We start from the raw sequence: 15,002 nt of genomic DNA on the forward strand, positions 1-15,002 counted from the left end.
TGAAACGACAGCCCCCACCCCAACCCCTCCCCTGAAGGGGAGGGGCTATTCGGCCCGGATCCTAAAGCGCCTTGGACAGATCTTTGATGTCCTTGTTCAAAATCTGATCGTTCTCCGAATAGTCCACCGGACAGTCAATCAAATGGACACCCGGAGTATCGCGGCAATGGGCCAGCAGTTCCTTAAGGTGTGCGGCGCTCTCCACGCGATATCCTTTCGCGCCATAACTTTCGGCATATTTCACGAAATCGGGATTGTTATAGGTCAGCCCGAAATCCGCAAAGCCCATATTGGCCTGCTTCCAGCGGATCATGCCATAGGCGTTGTCGTTGAGAATCAGCACCGTCAGGTTCAGGCCGAGCCGGACGGCAGTTTCCATCTCTTGGCTGTTCATCATGAACCCGCCGTCACCGCAGATCGCCATGACCTTTCGCTCAGGATAGAGCATCGCGCTCATCATCGCGGACGGCAGCCCTGCCCCCATCGTGGCCAGCGCATTGTCGAGCAGGACCGTGTTGGGCTGATAGGCGGTATAACCCCGCGCGAACCAGATCTTGTAGACGCCGTTGTCGAGACAGATGATCCCGTCTTCCGGCATGGAATCGCGGACCTGCTGCACCAGATGGGGCGGGAACACAGGGAAGCGTTCGTCCGCTGCAAGTGGCGCGGTATGTGCCACCTCTGCCGCGCGATAGGCCAGCATGTAATCGAAGTTCCATGCGGGGTTAGGCGTGATTGCCTCTTTCATCTGCCAGATCGCGTTGGCGATATCGCCAATCACTTCGATGGACGGGAAATAGACCGGATCGACTTCGGCCGTCTTGGTCGAAACGTGGATAACCGGCGGACCGCCATCGCGCATGAAGAATGGCGGCTTTTCAATCACATCATGGCCGACATTGATGATTAGATCGGCATCTTCTACCGCACGATGGACGAAATCACCCGCAGAAAGCGCCGCACAACCAAGGAACTTTGGATGCCGTTCATCGATCACGCCTTTGCCAAGCTGCGTGGTGAGGAACGGGATTCCGGTGTTCTCCACAAACTCGCGCAACATCTTGCCGGTCATCTTGCGGTTCGCACCAGCGCCAATCACCAGCACAGGTGCCTTTGCTGCCTCAAGCGCCTCCACAGCCTGCGCAACTGACTTGGCATCCGCATTCGGACGCCGCACCAGACTGCGCTTCAAGGGCACCGACGTGGTATGCTCATCGGCAATATCTTCAGGGAGTTCGATATGCGTCGCGCCGGGCTTTTCTTCCTCGGCTAGCCGATAGGCCTCACGCACACGCGTGGGGATATTGTCCGAAGACGCCATCTGATGCGTGAACTTGGTGATCGGCCCCATCATCGAAACGACATCAAGGATCTGAAAACGGCCCTGCTTCGATTTCTTGATCGGCTTCTGGCCGGTGATCATCAGCATTGGCATCCCGCCGAGCGTGGCGTAGGCGGCGGCAGTCACAAAGTTTGTAGCCCCCGGCCCCAGGGTGGCAATGCAGACGCCGGTCTTGCCAGTGTGGCGGCCATACGTCGCAGCCATGAAGCCAGCGCCCTGTTCATGCCGGGTAAGGATCAGTTTGATCTGCTTTGAGCGCGAGAGCGAATCAAGGAAATCGAGGTTTTCTTCTCCGGGAACGCCGAAGATATATTCGCAGCCCTCTTCCTCAAGGCACTGGATGAACAGGTCGGAAGCTTTTGTTCCTTCAGCCATTTTATGTCGCTCCATTACAGGACGCGCGCATCATGGCGCGCCTCCCTCCCCAACATGGATACGACCGCAAAGGGCTTTGGATGCCGCGCGATGTGTTCCCCCTCGCGCTGACTCACAACTGCAACGGCTAACAAACGCAGGCGCGCGTGTCACGCCCCGCGATCAATAGCCCAAAGAAAGATCGACCTGCGGCTGAAGCGGCTCCCCGTTGCGGAACCGCGCAATGTTCTCAAGGAAGCGGCTGACCGACCGTTCAAACATCTTGGTCTGCGCCCGCCCCGAAAGATGGCTGGTGACATGTGCGTTCGGCACGCTCCACAGCGGATGTTCAGGCGGAAGCGGTTCGGGGGTGACCACATCAAGAAAGGCATGGCCGGGTCGCCCGGCCTTCAATCCTTCGATCAGCGCGTCCTGATCGACCACGGCACCGCGCGCCACGTTGATCAGGGTGGAGCCGGGCTTCATCGCCGCGATCTCCGCCGCGCCGATCATGCCATCGGTTTCGGGCGTGGCAGGCACGGCAAGGATTACCCAATCGAACGCGCCAAGCTGCGCGCGCCATTGGTCCGGCCCCAGCGCGCCTTCGCCACCGGATCGGCGCACTTTCACCACATCTACATCGAAACCTTGGAGCATCCGTTCGACCTTCTGGCCAATGGCCCCATAGCCGAGGATCAGCGCCCGGCTGCCTGCCAGCTCCACCTTGCCCGGCGAATCCACCAGCCATTCGTGCCGATCCTGCGCCCGCACGACATCGCGATAGCCCTTCGCTACGGTCAGCATCCCCATCACCACGTATTCTGCAATGGTGATGGCGTTGATACCGGTGCCGTTGGTCAGGATCACGCCGCGCTCTTGCAACACATCGAGCGGGAAGAAATCGACTCCGGCATAGACCGAATTGAGCCATTTCAGCTTCGTCGCCAGCCGGATCGCCTTGTCCATCCCGGCAGGTTGATACAGATCGAACCAGCCAATCTCCGCTTCCAGCGCAAGGTCGAACAGTTCCTCAGCGCTGCGGAAAAAGCGCGGCTCGATCCAGTCAGGCAGGCGCCCTTCCACCAGCGGCGCGGCCATTGCGTTCATGACGAGGACGGTCATGGGGCGCGCCTCTGCTCAATTTCATTGCGGGCTGCATCGGCAAGAAAGGCGCTGCGCGTAAGATTGCGATCCGCCGCCGCGCGGTCAATCGCATCCAGCATTCCTCGATCCAGCGAAATATTGGCCCGCACCTGCCGCCCGGTGCGCCGGATATGCGGCACCGAAATCAGGAAAGCGCCTTCCGCCAGATCAGTCGCTACAAGTTCGCGCACCCGCTCAAGGCTGCTCGGCGCAATATCTTCCGGCTCATCCTCGAACCACAGTTCAAGCGCTTCGCAGGCATTGGGGACAAGCTGTTCAACCTCGTCCGCCGCTGAAAAGCAGCCGGGAATATCGGGAAATGCAACGCCAAAGGCGCTGTCTGCATCCTTATGAACCACTGCGTAGAAATATTTCATAGCCAACCTGCCATCCGGGCGATGCTGCGCGCGGTGCCAAGCGGCAAGTCCTTCTTCGGGTGAGGCACGATCACTGTCACGCCATCGCGGCGAAACTTGTGATGCGATCCCTTGACCGAAACAGGCACGAAACCCTCAGCGAGCAGCCGCTTAACGATCTGGCGACTATCGCGCTCCATGCGCAACTATATACACACCATAAAGGTGGTTTACAAGGTCAGGCGAGCTTCCACTCCCAACCGAGCGGATCGCCATCCATCACTTCGACGCCCTTGGCAGCGAGTTCATCGCGCAGCGTATCAGAGCGGGCGAAGTCCTTTTCGGCGCGGGCAGCCTTGCGGGCTTCGAGCGTGGCTTCGATTTCGGCTTCTGTGATTTCGACGCTCTTGGGACGAATGCGCAGATCCGTTCGATTGCGGCGCAGCAAGTCTAGACCCAAGACTTGATCCATCGTCGCCAAAAGATGCCAACGCAAAGCATTGTCGATCATCTTGTCGCCAAGAACCTCTTCGATCAAGGGCAGGCACTTCGGGGTATTTAGATCATCCGATAATGCGTCTGAAAAATCCTTAAGAACCCCAGTTTTATCGGCTGCATTCCACTTATCGACAGGTATTGGCAGATAGGCGTTGGTCGGATCAACTGGCTGCCCAGTCTCCTCAAACTGCTTCCACATTTGGACTGCAACAACTTTATACATCCGCTTCAGTCGCGTCAGTGCAGCGCCAAGCCCTTCCCACGAAAACTCCAGTTCGCTGCGGTAGTGCGCCTGCAGGCACATCATGCGGTAAGCCAGCGGGTGATAGCCCTTGTCCATCAGCAGTTGCAGCCGCAGGAACTCGCCCGACGACTTGCTCATCTTGCCAGAGCGTTCGACCAGAAAGTTGTTGTGCATCCACACCCGCGCGCCGGAATTGGCAGGCAGGTCCAAGCCGCCCGCACAGCAGAACGCCTGATTTTGCGCGATTTCGTTGGGGTGATGGATTTCGCGGTGGTCGATCCCGCCGGTGTGGATGTCGAACGGAAAGCCCAGCACTTCGCCCGACATGACCGAGCATTCGAGATGCCAGCCCGGCGCGCCCTTCCCCCACGGCGAATCCCATTCCATCTGGCGCTTCTCGCCCGGCGGCGTCTTGCGCCAGATGGCAAAGTCAGCCGCGTTGCGTTTGCCCTCAACCGCTTCGATCCGGCCTTCCCCGTCCTCAGTCTGGGCGCGGGCAAGGCGACCATAATCGGCTACGGTGGATACGTCGAAATACAGCCCGCTATCCAGTTCGTAGCAGTGCTTGTCCGCGATCTTTTCGGCAAAGGCGATCATCTGCGGCACGTATTCGGTGGCGATGGTCCAGCGCGCGGGCTGGCGGATATTCAGCGCCTTGATGTCTTCCCAATAGGCCTGCGTATAGTGCTGCGCGATGTCCCAGATAGAGCGCGCTTCTGCCCGCGCCATCTTCTCCATCTTGTCCTCACCCTCATCCGCATCATCGGTCAGGTGGCCCACGTCGGTGATGTTGATGACATGGGTGAGCTTGTAGCCCTTGAAGCTCAGCGTGCGGCCCAGAATATCGGCAAAGACATAGGCGCGCATGTTGCCGATGTGGGGGTAGTTATAGACCGTCGGCCCGCAGGAATAGACGCGCGCCTCACCGGGGTGGACCGGCTGGAACTCTTCCAACTGGCGGGTCAAGCTGTTGAACAGCTTGAGCGGGGCGGAAGGGCTGGAAGGCGCGGGAGCGTTAGACATGGCCTCGCCATTGCCCTGCGCTCCTGCTCCCGGTCAAGTCATTCGGATGGCTCTTCCGCCAGAACCTCGGCCAGCCATTCGAACTGGGCCTTGCAGCCATTGTCCAGTAACAGCGTGCCAAGTGCAGCGGCATCAGCGGGCACCGCTTCCGGCTCCAGCGTCACGATGCGAAATTCCGCCGCCTTGTCAGGCGCAGTTTCGTCGTAGATGCGATAGGTGCGGCCTTCCTGCGGCGCGAGCATCGTCTTTGGCCACGCGATTCCCGCAGTTTTGGGCGGCCACTGCATCCGCACCATCTCGCCGCCCTCGCTCTCGGTCAACCACGTAAAGCTGCGGGTTTCGGCTTCTCCGCGCCACAGATACAAATCGCTGCCGCGCGGTACACAGACGTTACCGTTCTGAGTGACGTCGGCGATCCAGATGCTCACCGGAAGAGTGGCATTCCCGGAACCGGCCCCGCGCACCGAAGCGCTGCGCACGGCCCCCGCCCGGACCGAGGCGGGGTTGCTCAAGGACCGCGCCAGCAATGCCGCTGCGCCGCGATCACGATTGACGGCATTGTCGATCACGAACGACCCTGCGCCTTTCAGCACCCGCGTTCCCGCCCGGTCGAGCACCGTCACCACATCGCCCGCTTTCAACACCACGCTGGCATTCACCGGAAGGCGCTTGCCCTTGGGATAGCTAACCGCTGACGGCCCCGTGGAGCGCACGACCACCGCCTGCGCCATTGCAGCCGAAGCGCTGCCAACGGCCAAAAGCGCGCCCATCCCCAGCAAAGCCTTGCGCATCACGTTCAGCCCCCGGCCTGCGCGGTGCTGGCAAGCGTTGCCAGCAGATCAAGCTGCGCGGTGCAGCCCTTCTCGGCCATCGTGCCGGCAATCTCCACCTCGTCAGTCGGCACACTGGCCAGCACCATCGTGCGGATTTTCACGGGCGCACCTACCGGGCTGCTGAACGTATAGGTCTGACCATCCACCACCGGCACGCTGGCAGCGGGCCAGACTTTCAGCGGATTGCCCGCGCGCCAAGCCACGTCGGCGGTGCTGCCATCCTGCGAAAGCAATGTGCCGGTGCCATCCAGCGTCTTGTCAGGCCGCCACAGGACCACGGCAGCAGGATCGGCCACGCAATAGGTGCCGCCCTTGCTCACATCAATGTACCAGACGTTTTCCGGGCCGGTCGGTCCGGCTGGAACAGGCGCGGCCGTAGCGCCCCGCACGGCCCCGGTCCGCGTCCGTGCTCCGCCGCCGCGCGCCATCATCGATGCCAGCGCCGTCGCGCCATTGGCATCGCGATTGACCGCACCATTCAGCGTGAACGTGCCAGGCCCTGCCAGAACGCGCGTACCCGCCTTGTCCAGCACCGTCACCTGATCTCCGCCCTTCAGCACTACAGTAGCATTCGCGGGCAGTTTCTTGCCCTGCGGATAGGTTCCTGCCGAAGGTCCGGTCGAGCGGACCACCACCGATTGCGCCAGCGCCGCGCCTGCAATCGTCATCCCGGCCAAGGCTGCCACGCCCGCAATTCCTGCGCGCATCAGCTTGCGATCAACCCAGCCCATAACTCTCTCCCTCATGCGTCTTCCGCAGTCTTTCGATCAGATTCATCATCGCCTCATCACCCTGCGCCGAATCGCGCACGCTGTCTGTGAGGGCCTGCACACGATCCGCCTCGCCCGCTGAATGGGCGCTTATCAGATCGGCTGAAACGGCGCGTTGCTCCTGCGTCATATCGGGCACCGGTTCGTAGACCTGCACCGGGGTCGACCGTCCGCGCAGCACCACTTCGCCCATCGGCCTGAACCAGTCGAGGCCGCACCGCTCCACCGCCTCCCGGCTGACCAGAACCTTGGTATCAAGTGTTTTGTTCGCGCCTTCCAGCCGCGCCGCCGTGTTCATGGCATCGCCCAGAGCGGTATACTGGATTCTCCCCTCGCCGCCGAAGTTGCCGACCACGGCTTCGCCATAATGAACGCCCACACGGGTACGACCGATCTTCGGCACGCCTTCGGGAACGTTCTTGCGGAAGTCCTCTCCCGCCAGATACATCGCCCAAGCCGCTTTCACCGCCCGCTCTCCATCGTCCGGGTAAGCGATAGGTGCGCCCCAAAACGCCACCACTGCATCGCCGACGAACTTGTCAAGCGTGCCGCCATATTCCAGCACCACAGCGCTCAACCGGTCGAGATAATCATTCAGCAACCGTGCGATCATCTCTGGCTCAACCGCGTGGGTCAGCTTGGTAAAACCCTCCAGATCGCTGAACAGACAGAAAATTTCGCGCTTCTCTCCATGCAGCGAAAGCCGTTCAGGATTGCGCATGATCTCTGCCGCGACCGAACGCGGCAGGTATTTGCCCAGCGCCCCTTGCGCAAATTCGCGCTGCGCTGCGTTGATTGCCCGCAGACCCGAACTCACCGCCGTGAAAGCGATCAACCAGCCGATCAGCCAGCCGGTGGCGGGCAAGTCCAGCGTGTCATAGCCCGCCCGCTCCACTAGAAAGGGCACAGCAAGGAACAGCGCGAACTGCCCCAGCACCGCCAGCGCCAGCACCCATGTGCGCGCCTGCGCAACAGCCGTTGCCACGCCCAGCCCTACGGCCAGCACCGCCGCCAGAACTTTCACCCACACCGCAGGCGGCGCTTTCCATGCCTTGTCGAGCAGTTGCGCCAGCATCGATGCGTGAACTTCCACGCCGATCATCCGCGTTTCGCCGGTCACCGGATTGCCGGTGCGCGTGAACGGCGTATCGAATTGGTCAAAGTCCGAAAAATCGCCGCCGATCAGCACATAACGCCCCTTGATCACGTCGGCCACGAAAGGCGCGGTTTCAGGGTCGGCCAACAGGTCTATTGGGATCTTGTCGAACACAGGGCGATCACTCGCCGTCGGCACGCGGAAGCGGATCGGGCCTGTAAAACTGGCAAAGCGCTTGTCCGCATCCGGTCCATTCTGAGTCAAGGCCAGCGAAAGCAGCGGCGGCAGGCCTGCGTAGAGCTTCGGCCAGCGCCGCGCCACGCCATCGGCATCGGTTTCCAGCAGGATCGACGCCGGGCCGACCTTCTGCGTCTTCACGCTTTGCTGGAACGCCTTGAGATCCTGCTCCTGCTCATACGTGATGGCTTCAGGATTGGTCTTGTTGTCAGCATAGGCAAGATAGACCGGCGTCTGCATCGCTTTCAGTGAAGCGTGCAACAGTTCATCATCGTCCTGCGGGCTGTCGAACAGAACGTCGATGCCCACGCCCTTTGCACCAAGCTGATCGATCTGCGTCAGCGCCTTGGCCAGAATCGTTCGGTCCACCGGCGATATCTGCCCCGTCGCGCGGTTGGTATCGGCGGTATAGACCACCAGCGTCACGCGCTTGTCGGTATCGGCAGGCGGCGCAAAGTTGGCGGCGCGCAGATCGTAAAGCGCCGCTTCGGCATCCCGCAGTAGCGGCAGACGCCAACTGCTGAACGCAACGAACAGCGCAATCGCAATCAATGCCAGCGCAACGACGGTGCGCTGCACGCCCAATTGCCCCAGCCCGCGCAGTGCTGTGCGCCCGATCTCTTCAGCGCCCGCTTCCGCAGCCTCATTCCGCCAAGGCATGATTCGCCCCCAATCCGCATATGCCGAAGGCCCGCAGCCGCAGCGCGAGCCTTCCCCCCGACGATTTTGCGAACCCAAGACGAGCGCTTATGCGCCTCACCTCACAGCATAGGCGGATTGTTGCTGGCCTGCCAATGCGGAACTGCGCGGTAGCGGAGTTATTCAGAATCCAAGGAAGCGCACGTTGCCATCTACCGGTTCACGCGCACGTTCAAACCCGTTCACCGGGTTCTCCTCATTGCGATAACCAATGGCAATGCCGCAGAAAAAGATATGCGTTTCATCCGAAACGCCGATGAAATCCTTGATCAACCGAGCGTGCATGGCAAGGAACTCCTGCGGGCAGGAATCCAGACCTTCCTCACGCAGCAGCAGCATGATTGTCTGCAACCACATGCCGGTATCAGACCATTGCGGCGGCCCCATCCGCCGGTCGAAATAGCACATCAGCACCGCTGGCGCGCCGAACGAGGTCACGTTGTTGCGCACGAAATCGGCCCGTGCATCACCGTCGCCACGGCCCACACCCATCGCCTGATACATCGCCGCGCCCACTGCGTGCAGCCGCGCCTTGCATTCGGGAATGACTTCAGGCTGCGACCACGAATACTCGATCGGATCCTGCAACGGCGTCACAAGCATCTTCGCCTGCAATTCCGCCAGTGGCGCGCCGGTCACAATGGTCGCTTCCCAAGGCTGGAAATTGCACCCCGAAGGCGCCCACCGCGCCTTGTCCATCACCCGCCGCAACACATCCAGCGGCACAGGATCAGGCTTGAACGCCCGGATCGAACGGCGGGACAGAACGGCTTCGCTGACAGTCATCTGGCTCATGGCAGATTAACTGCCCGGTTAAATTCAAGCCGTCAAGCGCCCGCTATTCGTCCTCGAACAGATCCGCCAATTGTTCGATGATCGTGCCGCCAAGCTGTTCGGCGTCCATGATCGTCACCGCGCGCCGGTAATAGCGGGTCACGTCATGCCCGATGCCGATGGCGACAAGCTGAACCGGCGATTGTTTTTCGATCCAGTCAATCACCTTGCGCAAGTGCTGCTCAAGATAGCCCGCATTGTTCACCGACAGCGTCGAATCGTCCACCGGCGCACCGTCGGATATGACCATCAGGATGCGGCGGTCTTCAGGCCGCGCCAGCAGCCGGGTGTGCGCCCAAAGCAGTGCCTCGCCGTCGATGTTCTCTTTCAGCAGGCCTTCGCGCATCATCAGGCCAAGGTTCTTGCGTGCGCGCCGCCACGGTTCGTCGGCCTTCTTGTAAACGATATGGCGCAAGTCGTTGAGACGGCCCGGCTGCGCGGGCTTGCCACCTGCCAGCCACGCCTCGCGGCTTTGCCCGCCCTTCCACGCGCGCGTTGTAAAACCGAGAATTTCGGTCTTCACGCCGCAGCGCTCCAGCGTGCGGGCAAGGATATCGGCGCTGATCGCAGCAATCGAGATGGGCCGCCCGCGCATGGAGCCGGAATTGTCGATCAGCAGCGTGACGATGGTGTCCTTGAACTCCACATCGCGCTCGATCTTGTAGGACAGCGAATGGCCGGGCGAGATCACCACGCGCGCCAACCGCGCGGCATCGAGCAGGCCCTCTTCCTGATCGAAATCCCACGAACGGTTCTGCTGCGCCATCAACCGGCGTTGCAACCGGTTGGCCAACCGTGTGACCACGCCCTGCAGGCCTTTCAACTGCATGTCGAGGTAGGCACGCAGCCGCGTCAGCTCTTCCTCGTCGCACAGGTCCGTCGCTGCCACGATCTCGTCGAACTGGCTGGTATAGGCCTTATAGTCGAAATTCTCTGGGATATCGGTCCACGGACGGTTCGGGCGCGTTGGCAGCATGCCCTCCTCGCCTTCGTCGGCCATGTCGGAATCTGCAGCATCGTCGTCCTGTTCGATTTCCTGTTCGGATTCCGAATCCTCGTCACCCTCGCTGGTATCGCCGGCGATTTCCGAAGGTTGCTGCTCTTGATCGTCGGAGCTGCTCGGCTCTTCCTCGCCTTCGTCTTCGTCCTGCTCGCCCTCGTCTTCCTCGGTGTTCTCATCCTGCTCGCTGGCAGACTGGGTGAGGTCGAGATGCTGGAGCATATCGAGCGCGATCTGCTGGAAGGCGCGCTGATCGTCCAGCGACAGAGCAAGGCCTTCCACATCGTCACCGACCTTGCTTTCGATCCAGCTACGCACCATCGCCATGCCGGTGTCGGTGGAAGCAGGCGATGCTTCGCCAGTCAGCTTTTCACGCAGCAGCAGCGCCAGCGCGGTGGGCAGCGGCACGTCTTCGGGCTTGGCGGCGCGGCTAATCGGGTCCGACGCCATGCGCATCGCCAGCGCCGCCCCAAGGTTGCCACGCATCCCCGCATAGGCATTCGCGCCCAGCGACTCATAGCGCACCTGCTCCACCGCATCGTAGCACGCCCGCGCCAAGGCTTCTGAAGGCGCATGGCGGCCATGCAGCGCAGCGTTGTGGTGCCGCAGCCGCAGCGCCATCGAATCGGCATGGCCGCGCGCTTCGGCCACCTGCTCTGCCGGAAGCGCACGCCCCGGCATCGGCACACGCATAGACTGGCCAGATTGCACCGGCGCATCCGCCGTCCACGCCACTTCCACTTCGGGATCGAGCGAAATGGCGCGTGCGGTGCCGGTCAGCACCGCACGAAAACGGTCGAGAGGAGATTCGTCAGCCAATGCCTGCCTTCAACATTCGAACCGAGAGAGCTGCGCCCCCGCACAGGCGGGGGCCTCCCTCGGCCATACGCAACATTAACCGATCTTCTGGCCGGTCTTCGCCCAGTCCGCAAGGAAGCCTTCGATGCCCTTGTCCGTAAGGACATGTTTGAACAGGCCCTTGATCACGGCGGGCGGCGCGGTGATCACGTCGGCACCGATGCGCGCGCTTTCCAGCACGTGCACGCCGTGGCGGATCGACGCGACGAGGATTTCGGTTTCAAACGCATAGTTGTCATAGATCAGGCGGATGTCGCGGATCAGGTCCATGCCATCGAAGCCATTGTCATCGTGACGGCCAACGAAAGGCGAAATGAACGTCGCACCCGCCTTTGCCGCCAGCAGCGCCTGATTGGCCGAGAAGCACAGCGTGACATTGACCTTGGTGCCTTCGCTGGTCAGCGCTTTGCAGGTCTTCAACCCGTCAATGGTCAGCGGCACCTTGATGCACACGTTGTCAGCAATCTTGCGCAGGATTTCCGCCTCGCGCATCATGCCTTCGTGGTCAAGCGCCACGACTTCAGCGGAAACCGGGCCATCGACCAGACCGCAGATTTCGCGCGTCACTTCGATGAAGTCCTTGCCCGCCTTGGCGATCAGCGTGGGATTGGTGGTCACGCCATCCAGCAGCCCGGTGGCCGCAAGATCGGCGATTTCGGCGGTGTCGGCAGTGTCGACGAAGAACTTCATGGGTCTGGCCTTCCAGATGGGGGAGGAATGATTCCCCCCGCCTATAGGGAAGGTGGCCCCCGTTGTCAGGCCGTCACTTTACGCCAAACGCCGCCATCAGCACCGGATCGTTGGTAGAGCGCGGATCGGCACGGATCGCCGCCTCTTCGCGTCCGATGGCGCGGAAGATCGCGTTGTCGGCCTGCATGGCCAGCGATTGCGCGATGCCGCCCACATCCACGCCGGTCAGCGCCGCCAGCAATTCCCCCACCAGCGGTTCACGGCTGACGCGGATGGCATCGCCAAATTCCGGCACCATCAATTCGACAAGGCTAGTACCCATTTCCTGATGAAGATAGGCCGTCGCCGCCATCGGATCGCTGCTGCGGATCAGGGCCAGTGCATTGCGCACACCGATGGTCCGCACAGCGTCGGTTACGGCAGGCGCGGCGCGATCTGCCGCTTCATAGGCCATATCGTTGAATGCACGGCTCAACCGGTCTTTCATCAAGGGCCCGGTCAGAATGCGCGTCAGCACGCCGCCACGATTGCCCAGCGATTCCGGCAGGACCAGCCGGGTTACCTGATCGTCCCAGAAACCCCCGGGCTGCAACAGCCGGGCAAAGGCGCGGTCGGACGAGAGAAACAACAGCCGCCGCACCGCCTCTTCCAGCGAAAATGCCGGGAAGCTTGAACATCCAGCCAGCGCCAGCACGCCGATTGACGTCATGCCGCCCAGCAAGGCGCGGCGATTGATCGGACCTACAACCTGCGACACGTCTTTTCTCCTCAGTTCCTTCGCCTGCGGGCTTTGCCCCCGGCCATCACGCCCCATATAGACGGGTCAACATGAACCGCGTCCGATGCCTTGTCTTCAACGCCGCGCTCGGCCCGCTCGACTATCGCGTGCCCGCCGGGATGACCGTCGAACCCGGCAGCGTCGTCCTCGCCCCGCTCGGCCCGCGCCAGATCATCGGCGTGGTCTGGGAAGCGGAACGACTACCTGCCACGGAAGTGCCTGAAAACAAGCTGCGCCCTCTGTTGCAAGTCCTTCCCGTCCCTCCATTACCTGCATCCTTGCGCCGCCTTATCGAATGGACGGCAGATTACTACCTCGCCCCTCTCGCCTCAGTGGCGCGCATGGCGCTGTCGAGCAACGCGGCATTGCAGGGTGGCGGGACGATTACGGAATACCGCCTGACCGGAAGGGAGCCGGGCCGCATGACCCCGCAGCGGCTGATCGCGCTCGATCTCCTGCACGATCAGCAAGCGACAATTCGCGAGCTCTCTGAAATTGCGGGCGTTTCTGACGGGGTGCTGCGTGGCATGGTCAACGCTGGCCTGCTGGAACCGGTCGTCGTGGATTCGGACCGGCCCTATCCCCTTGCCAACGCACACTTTTCCGCGCCCGATCTGTCGGACCAGCAGGCGGAAGTCGCGGCGAAATTCGTAGATGCCGTAAAAGCGCGGGAATTCCGGCCTTTCCTGCTTGATGGCGTAACCGGATCAGGCAAGACCGAGACATATTTCGAAGCCATCGCCACTGCCATCGAGGCCGGTCGGCAGGTTCTGGTGCTGCTGCCAGAGATTGCGCTGACAGAAACTTTCCTCAAACGCTTCGAGGCCCGCTTTGGCGTTCCGCCGGTGACATGGCACAGTTCGCTCAAAGCCTCGGAAAGGCGGCGTGCGTGGCGTTCGGTGTCGCTAGGTGTCGCTCAGGTGCTTGTAGGTGCACGTAGCGCCCTGTTCCTGCCCTTTGCGAATCTAGGCCTGATCGTGGTCGATGAAGCGCATGAAATCTCATTTAAACAAGATGATGGCGTGCGGTACAACGCGCGCGATGTCGCCGTGATGCGCGCCCGGTTCGAGTCCACACCTGTCATTCTCGCCAGCGCCACGCCAGCCCTCGAAAGCCTCCAGATGGCAGAGGCAGGACGCTATGAGCGGGTGATCCTGCCTGCCCGCTTCGGCGGTGCGACCCTGCCGGATATCAAGGTGCTGGACTTGCGGCTGGAGCAGCCCGAACGCGGCCACTGGATCGCGCCACCGCTGGTCAAAGCCTTGAAAGACAGGCTGGAAAAGGGCGAACAATCGCTGCTGTTTCTCAACCGCCGGGGCTATGCGCCGCTCACGCTGTGCCGGACCTGCGGCTATCGTTTCCAGTGCCCGAATTGCTCGGCATGGCTGGTCGAGCACCGCCTGTCCCGCCGCCTCGCCTGCCACCACTGCGGACACGAGGTTCCGACGCCCGACGCTTGCCCAGAATGCAATGAACCTGACTGCCTCGTCGCCTGCGGACCGGGGGTTGAAAGGATTGCCGACGAAGTGGCAGAAATCCTGCCCCAAGCGCGGGTTGCGCTGGTCACTTCAGACACTCTCACAAGCCCAGCCAAGGCTGCGGAATTCGTTGAGAAGGCAAATGCCAAAGCCATCGACGTCATCGTCGGCACGCAACTCGTGACCAAAGGCTACCACTTCCCCGAACTCACGCTGGTCGGCGTGATCGATGCCGACATGGGACTTGAGGGGGGCGATCTGAGGGCGGCAGAACGCACTTATCAGCAGATCGCACAGGTCGCAGGGCGCGCAGGGCGAGGTGAAAAGCCCGGCGAAGTCCTGATCCAGACCCGCCATCCCGAAGCTGCCGTGATCGAGGCACTGGCGCGTGGTGACCGCGATGCCTTCTACGAAGCCGAAGCCGAAGCGCGGCGGGACGCGGGCGCGCCGCCGTTCGGGCGCTGGGCGGCAATCATCGTATCGAGTGAGGACGAAGCCGAAGCGCGTGATGCCGCACGCGGCATCGGCGGCACCGCGCCACGGCTGGACGACGTGCTGATCCTCGGCCCCGCGCCTGCCCCACTGTCGCTGCTGCGTGGTCGCTACCGCTACCGCCTGCTGATCAACGCACGACGATCCAGCGAAATCCAGCGCGTGATCCGAGAATGGCTGGAGCCGCTCCGCTTTCCGCCTGGGGTGCGCGTGGCGGTGGACATCGATCCCTACAGCTTCGTCTGACCCCAAAGGGCAGGTTGAACCAATCGCGCGC

General features: G+C 61.8%; 13 protein-coding genes. 1 reads left to right on the forward strand and 12 read right to left on the reverse strand.

Annotation, left to right across the window (positions count from 1 at the left end; translation table 11 throughout):
• Positions 1 to 61 precede the first annotated feature (61 nt).
• The 12 genes from HGI47_RS11930 to HGI47_RS11985 all read right to left on the reverse strand — a co-directional run bounded on the left by HGI47_RS11930 (position 62) and on the right by HGI47_RS11985 (position 12,734).
• A complete protein-coding gene (locus HGI47_RS11930) occupies positions 62 to 1,717 on the reverse strand; it encodes an acetolactate synthase large subunit (protein ID WP_168852988.1) in 1,656 nt (551 codons plus the stop codon).
• A 162-nt stretch (positions 1,718 to 1,879) separates the two neighbouring features.
• Entirely contained in the window at positions 1,880 to 2,818 is a 939-nt protein-coding gene (locus HGI47_RS11935; RefSeq protein WP_168852989.1) for a D-2-hydroxyacid dehydrogenase, read from the reverse strand.
• On the reverse strand, positions 2,815 to 3,216 hold the full coding sequence (locus HGI47_RS11940; RefSeq protein ID WP_168852990.1) for a type II toxin-antitoxin system HicB family antitoxin: 402 nt from the start codon (positions 3,214 to 3,216) through the stop codon (positions 2,815 to 2,817). Before HGI47_RS11940 ends, HGI47_RS11935 begins: the two co-directional genes overlap by 4 nt.
• A complete protein-coding gene (locus tag HGI47_RS11945; protein ID WP_168852991.1) occupies positions 3,213 to 3,395 on the reverse strand; it encodes a type II toxin-antitoxin system HicA family toxin in 183 nt (60 codons plus the stop codon). The genes HGI47_RS11940 and HGI47_RS11945 overlap by 4 nt, the downstream gene beginning before the upstream one ends.
• 38 nt (positions 3,396 to 3,433) lie before the next feature.
• Positions 3,434 to 4,960 carry a cysteine--tRNA ligase gene (gene cysS, locus HGI47_RS11950; protein WP_168852992.1) on the reverse strand — a complete coding sequence of 509 codons (1,527 nt, stop codon included), beginning with the start codon at positions 4,958 to 4,960 and terminating at the stop codon, positions 3,434 to 3,436.
• 38 nt (positions 4,961 to 4,998) lie between these two features.
• Positions 4,999 to 5,751 (reverse strand): hypothetical protein, encoded by a 753-nt coding sequence (locus tag HGI47_RS11955; RefSeq protein ID WP_168852993.1) that lies wholly within the window; start codon positions 5,749 to 5,751, stop codon positions 4,999 to 5,001.
• 5 nt (positions 5,752 to 5,756) lie between these two features.
• Positions 5,757 to 6,524: a hypothetical protein gene (locus HGI47_RS11960; protein ID WP_168852994.1), complete on the reverse strand. Its 768-nt coding sequence runs from the start codon at positions 6,522 to 6,524 to the stop codon at positions 5,757 to 5,759.
• On the reverse strand, positions 6,511 to 8,556 hold the full coding sequence (locus HGI47_RS11965; RefSeq protein ID WP_168852995.1) for an adenylate/guanylate cyclase domain-containing protein: 2,046 nt from the start codon (positions 8,554 to 8,556) through the stop codon (positions 6,511 to 6,513). The genes HGI47_RS11960 and HGI47_RS11965 overlap by 14 nt, the downstream gene beginning before the upstream one ends.
• Positions 8,557 to 8,718: 162 nt before the next feature.
• Positions 8,719 to 9,390, reverse strand: a complete 672-nt coding sequence (locus HGI47_RS11970; RefSeq protein ID WP_370521702.1) for a nitroreductase — start codon at positions 9,388 to 9,390, stop codon at positions 8,719 to 8,721.
• 43 nt (positions 9,391 to 9,433) lie between these two features.
• Positions 9,434 to 11,248, reverse strand: a complete 1,815-nt coding sequence (gene cobT / locus HGI47_RS11975) for a cobaltochelatase subunit CobT (protein ID WP_168852996.1) — start codon at positions 11,246 to 11,248, stop codon at positions 9,434 to 9,436.
• A 75-nt stretch (positions 11,249 to 11,323) separates the two neighbouring features.
• Complete coding sequence (gene fsa, locus HGI47_RS11980; protein ID WP_168852997.1) at positions 11,324 to 11,977, reverse strand: fructose-6-phosphate aldolase; 654 nt, start codon at positions 11,975 to 11,977, stop codon at positions 11,324 to 11,326.
• 73 nt (positions 11,978 to 12,050) lie between these two features.
• On the reverse strand, positions 12,051 to 12,734 hold the full coding sequence (locus HGI47_RS11985) for a DUF4197 domain-containing protein (RefSeq protein WP_168852998.1): 684 nt from the start codon (positions 12,732 to 12,734) through the stop codon (positions 12,051 to 12,053).
• A 71-nt stretch (positions 12,735 to 12,805) separates the two neighbouring features.
• Here HGI47_RS11985 and HGI47_RS11990 point away from each other — a divergent pair, with 71 nt between their 5' ends.
• Entirely contained in the window at positions 12,806 to 14,971 is a 2,166-nt protein-coding gene (locus tag HGI47_RS11990; protein ID WP_168852999.1) for a primosomal protein N', read from the forward strand.
• Positions 14,972 to 15,002 lie beyond the last annotated feature (31 nt).

The sequence above is a fragment of the Novosphingobium sp. ERN07 genome (assembly GCF_012641335.1).
Taxonomy (GTDB): domain Bacteria; phylum Pseudomonadota; class Alphaproteobacteria; order Sphingomonadales; family Sphingomonadaceae; genus Novosphingobium.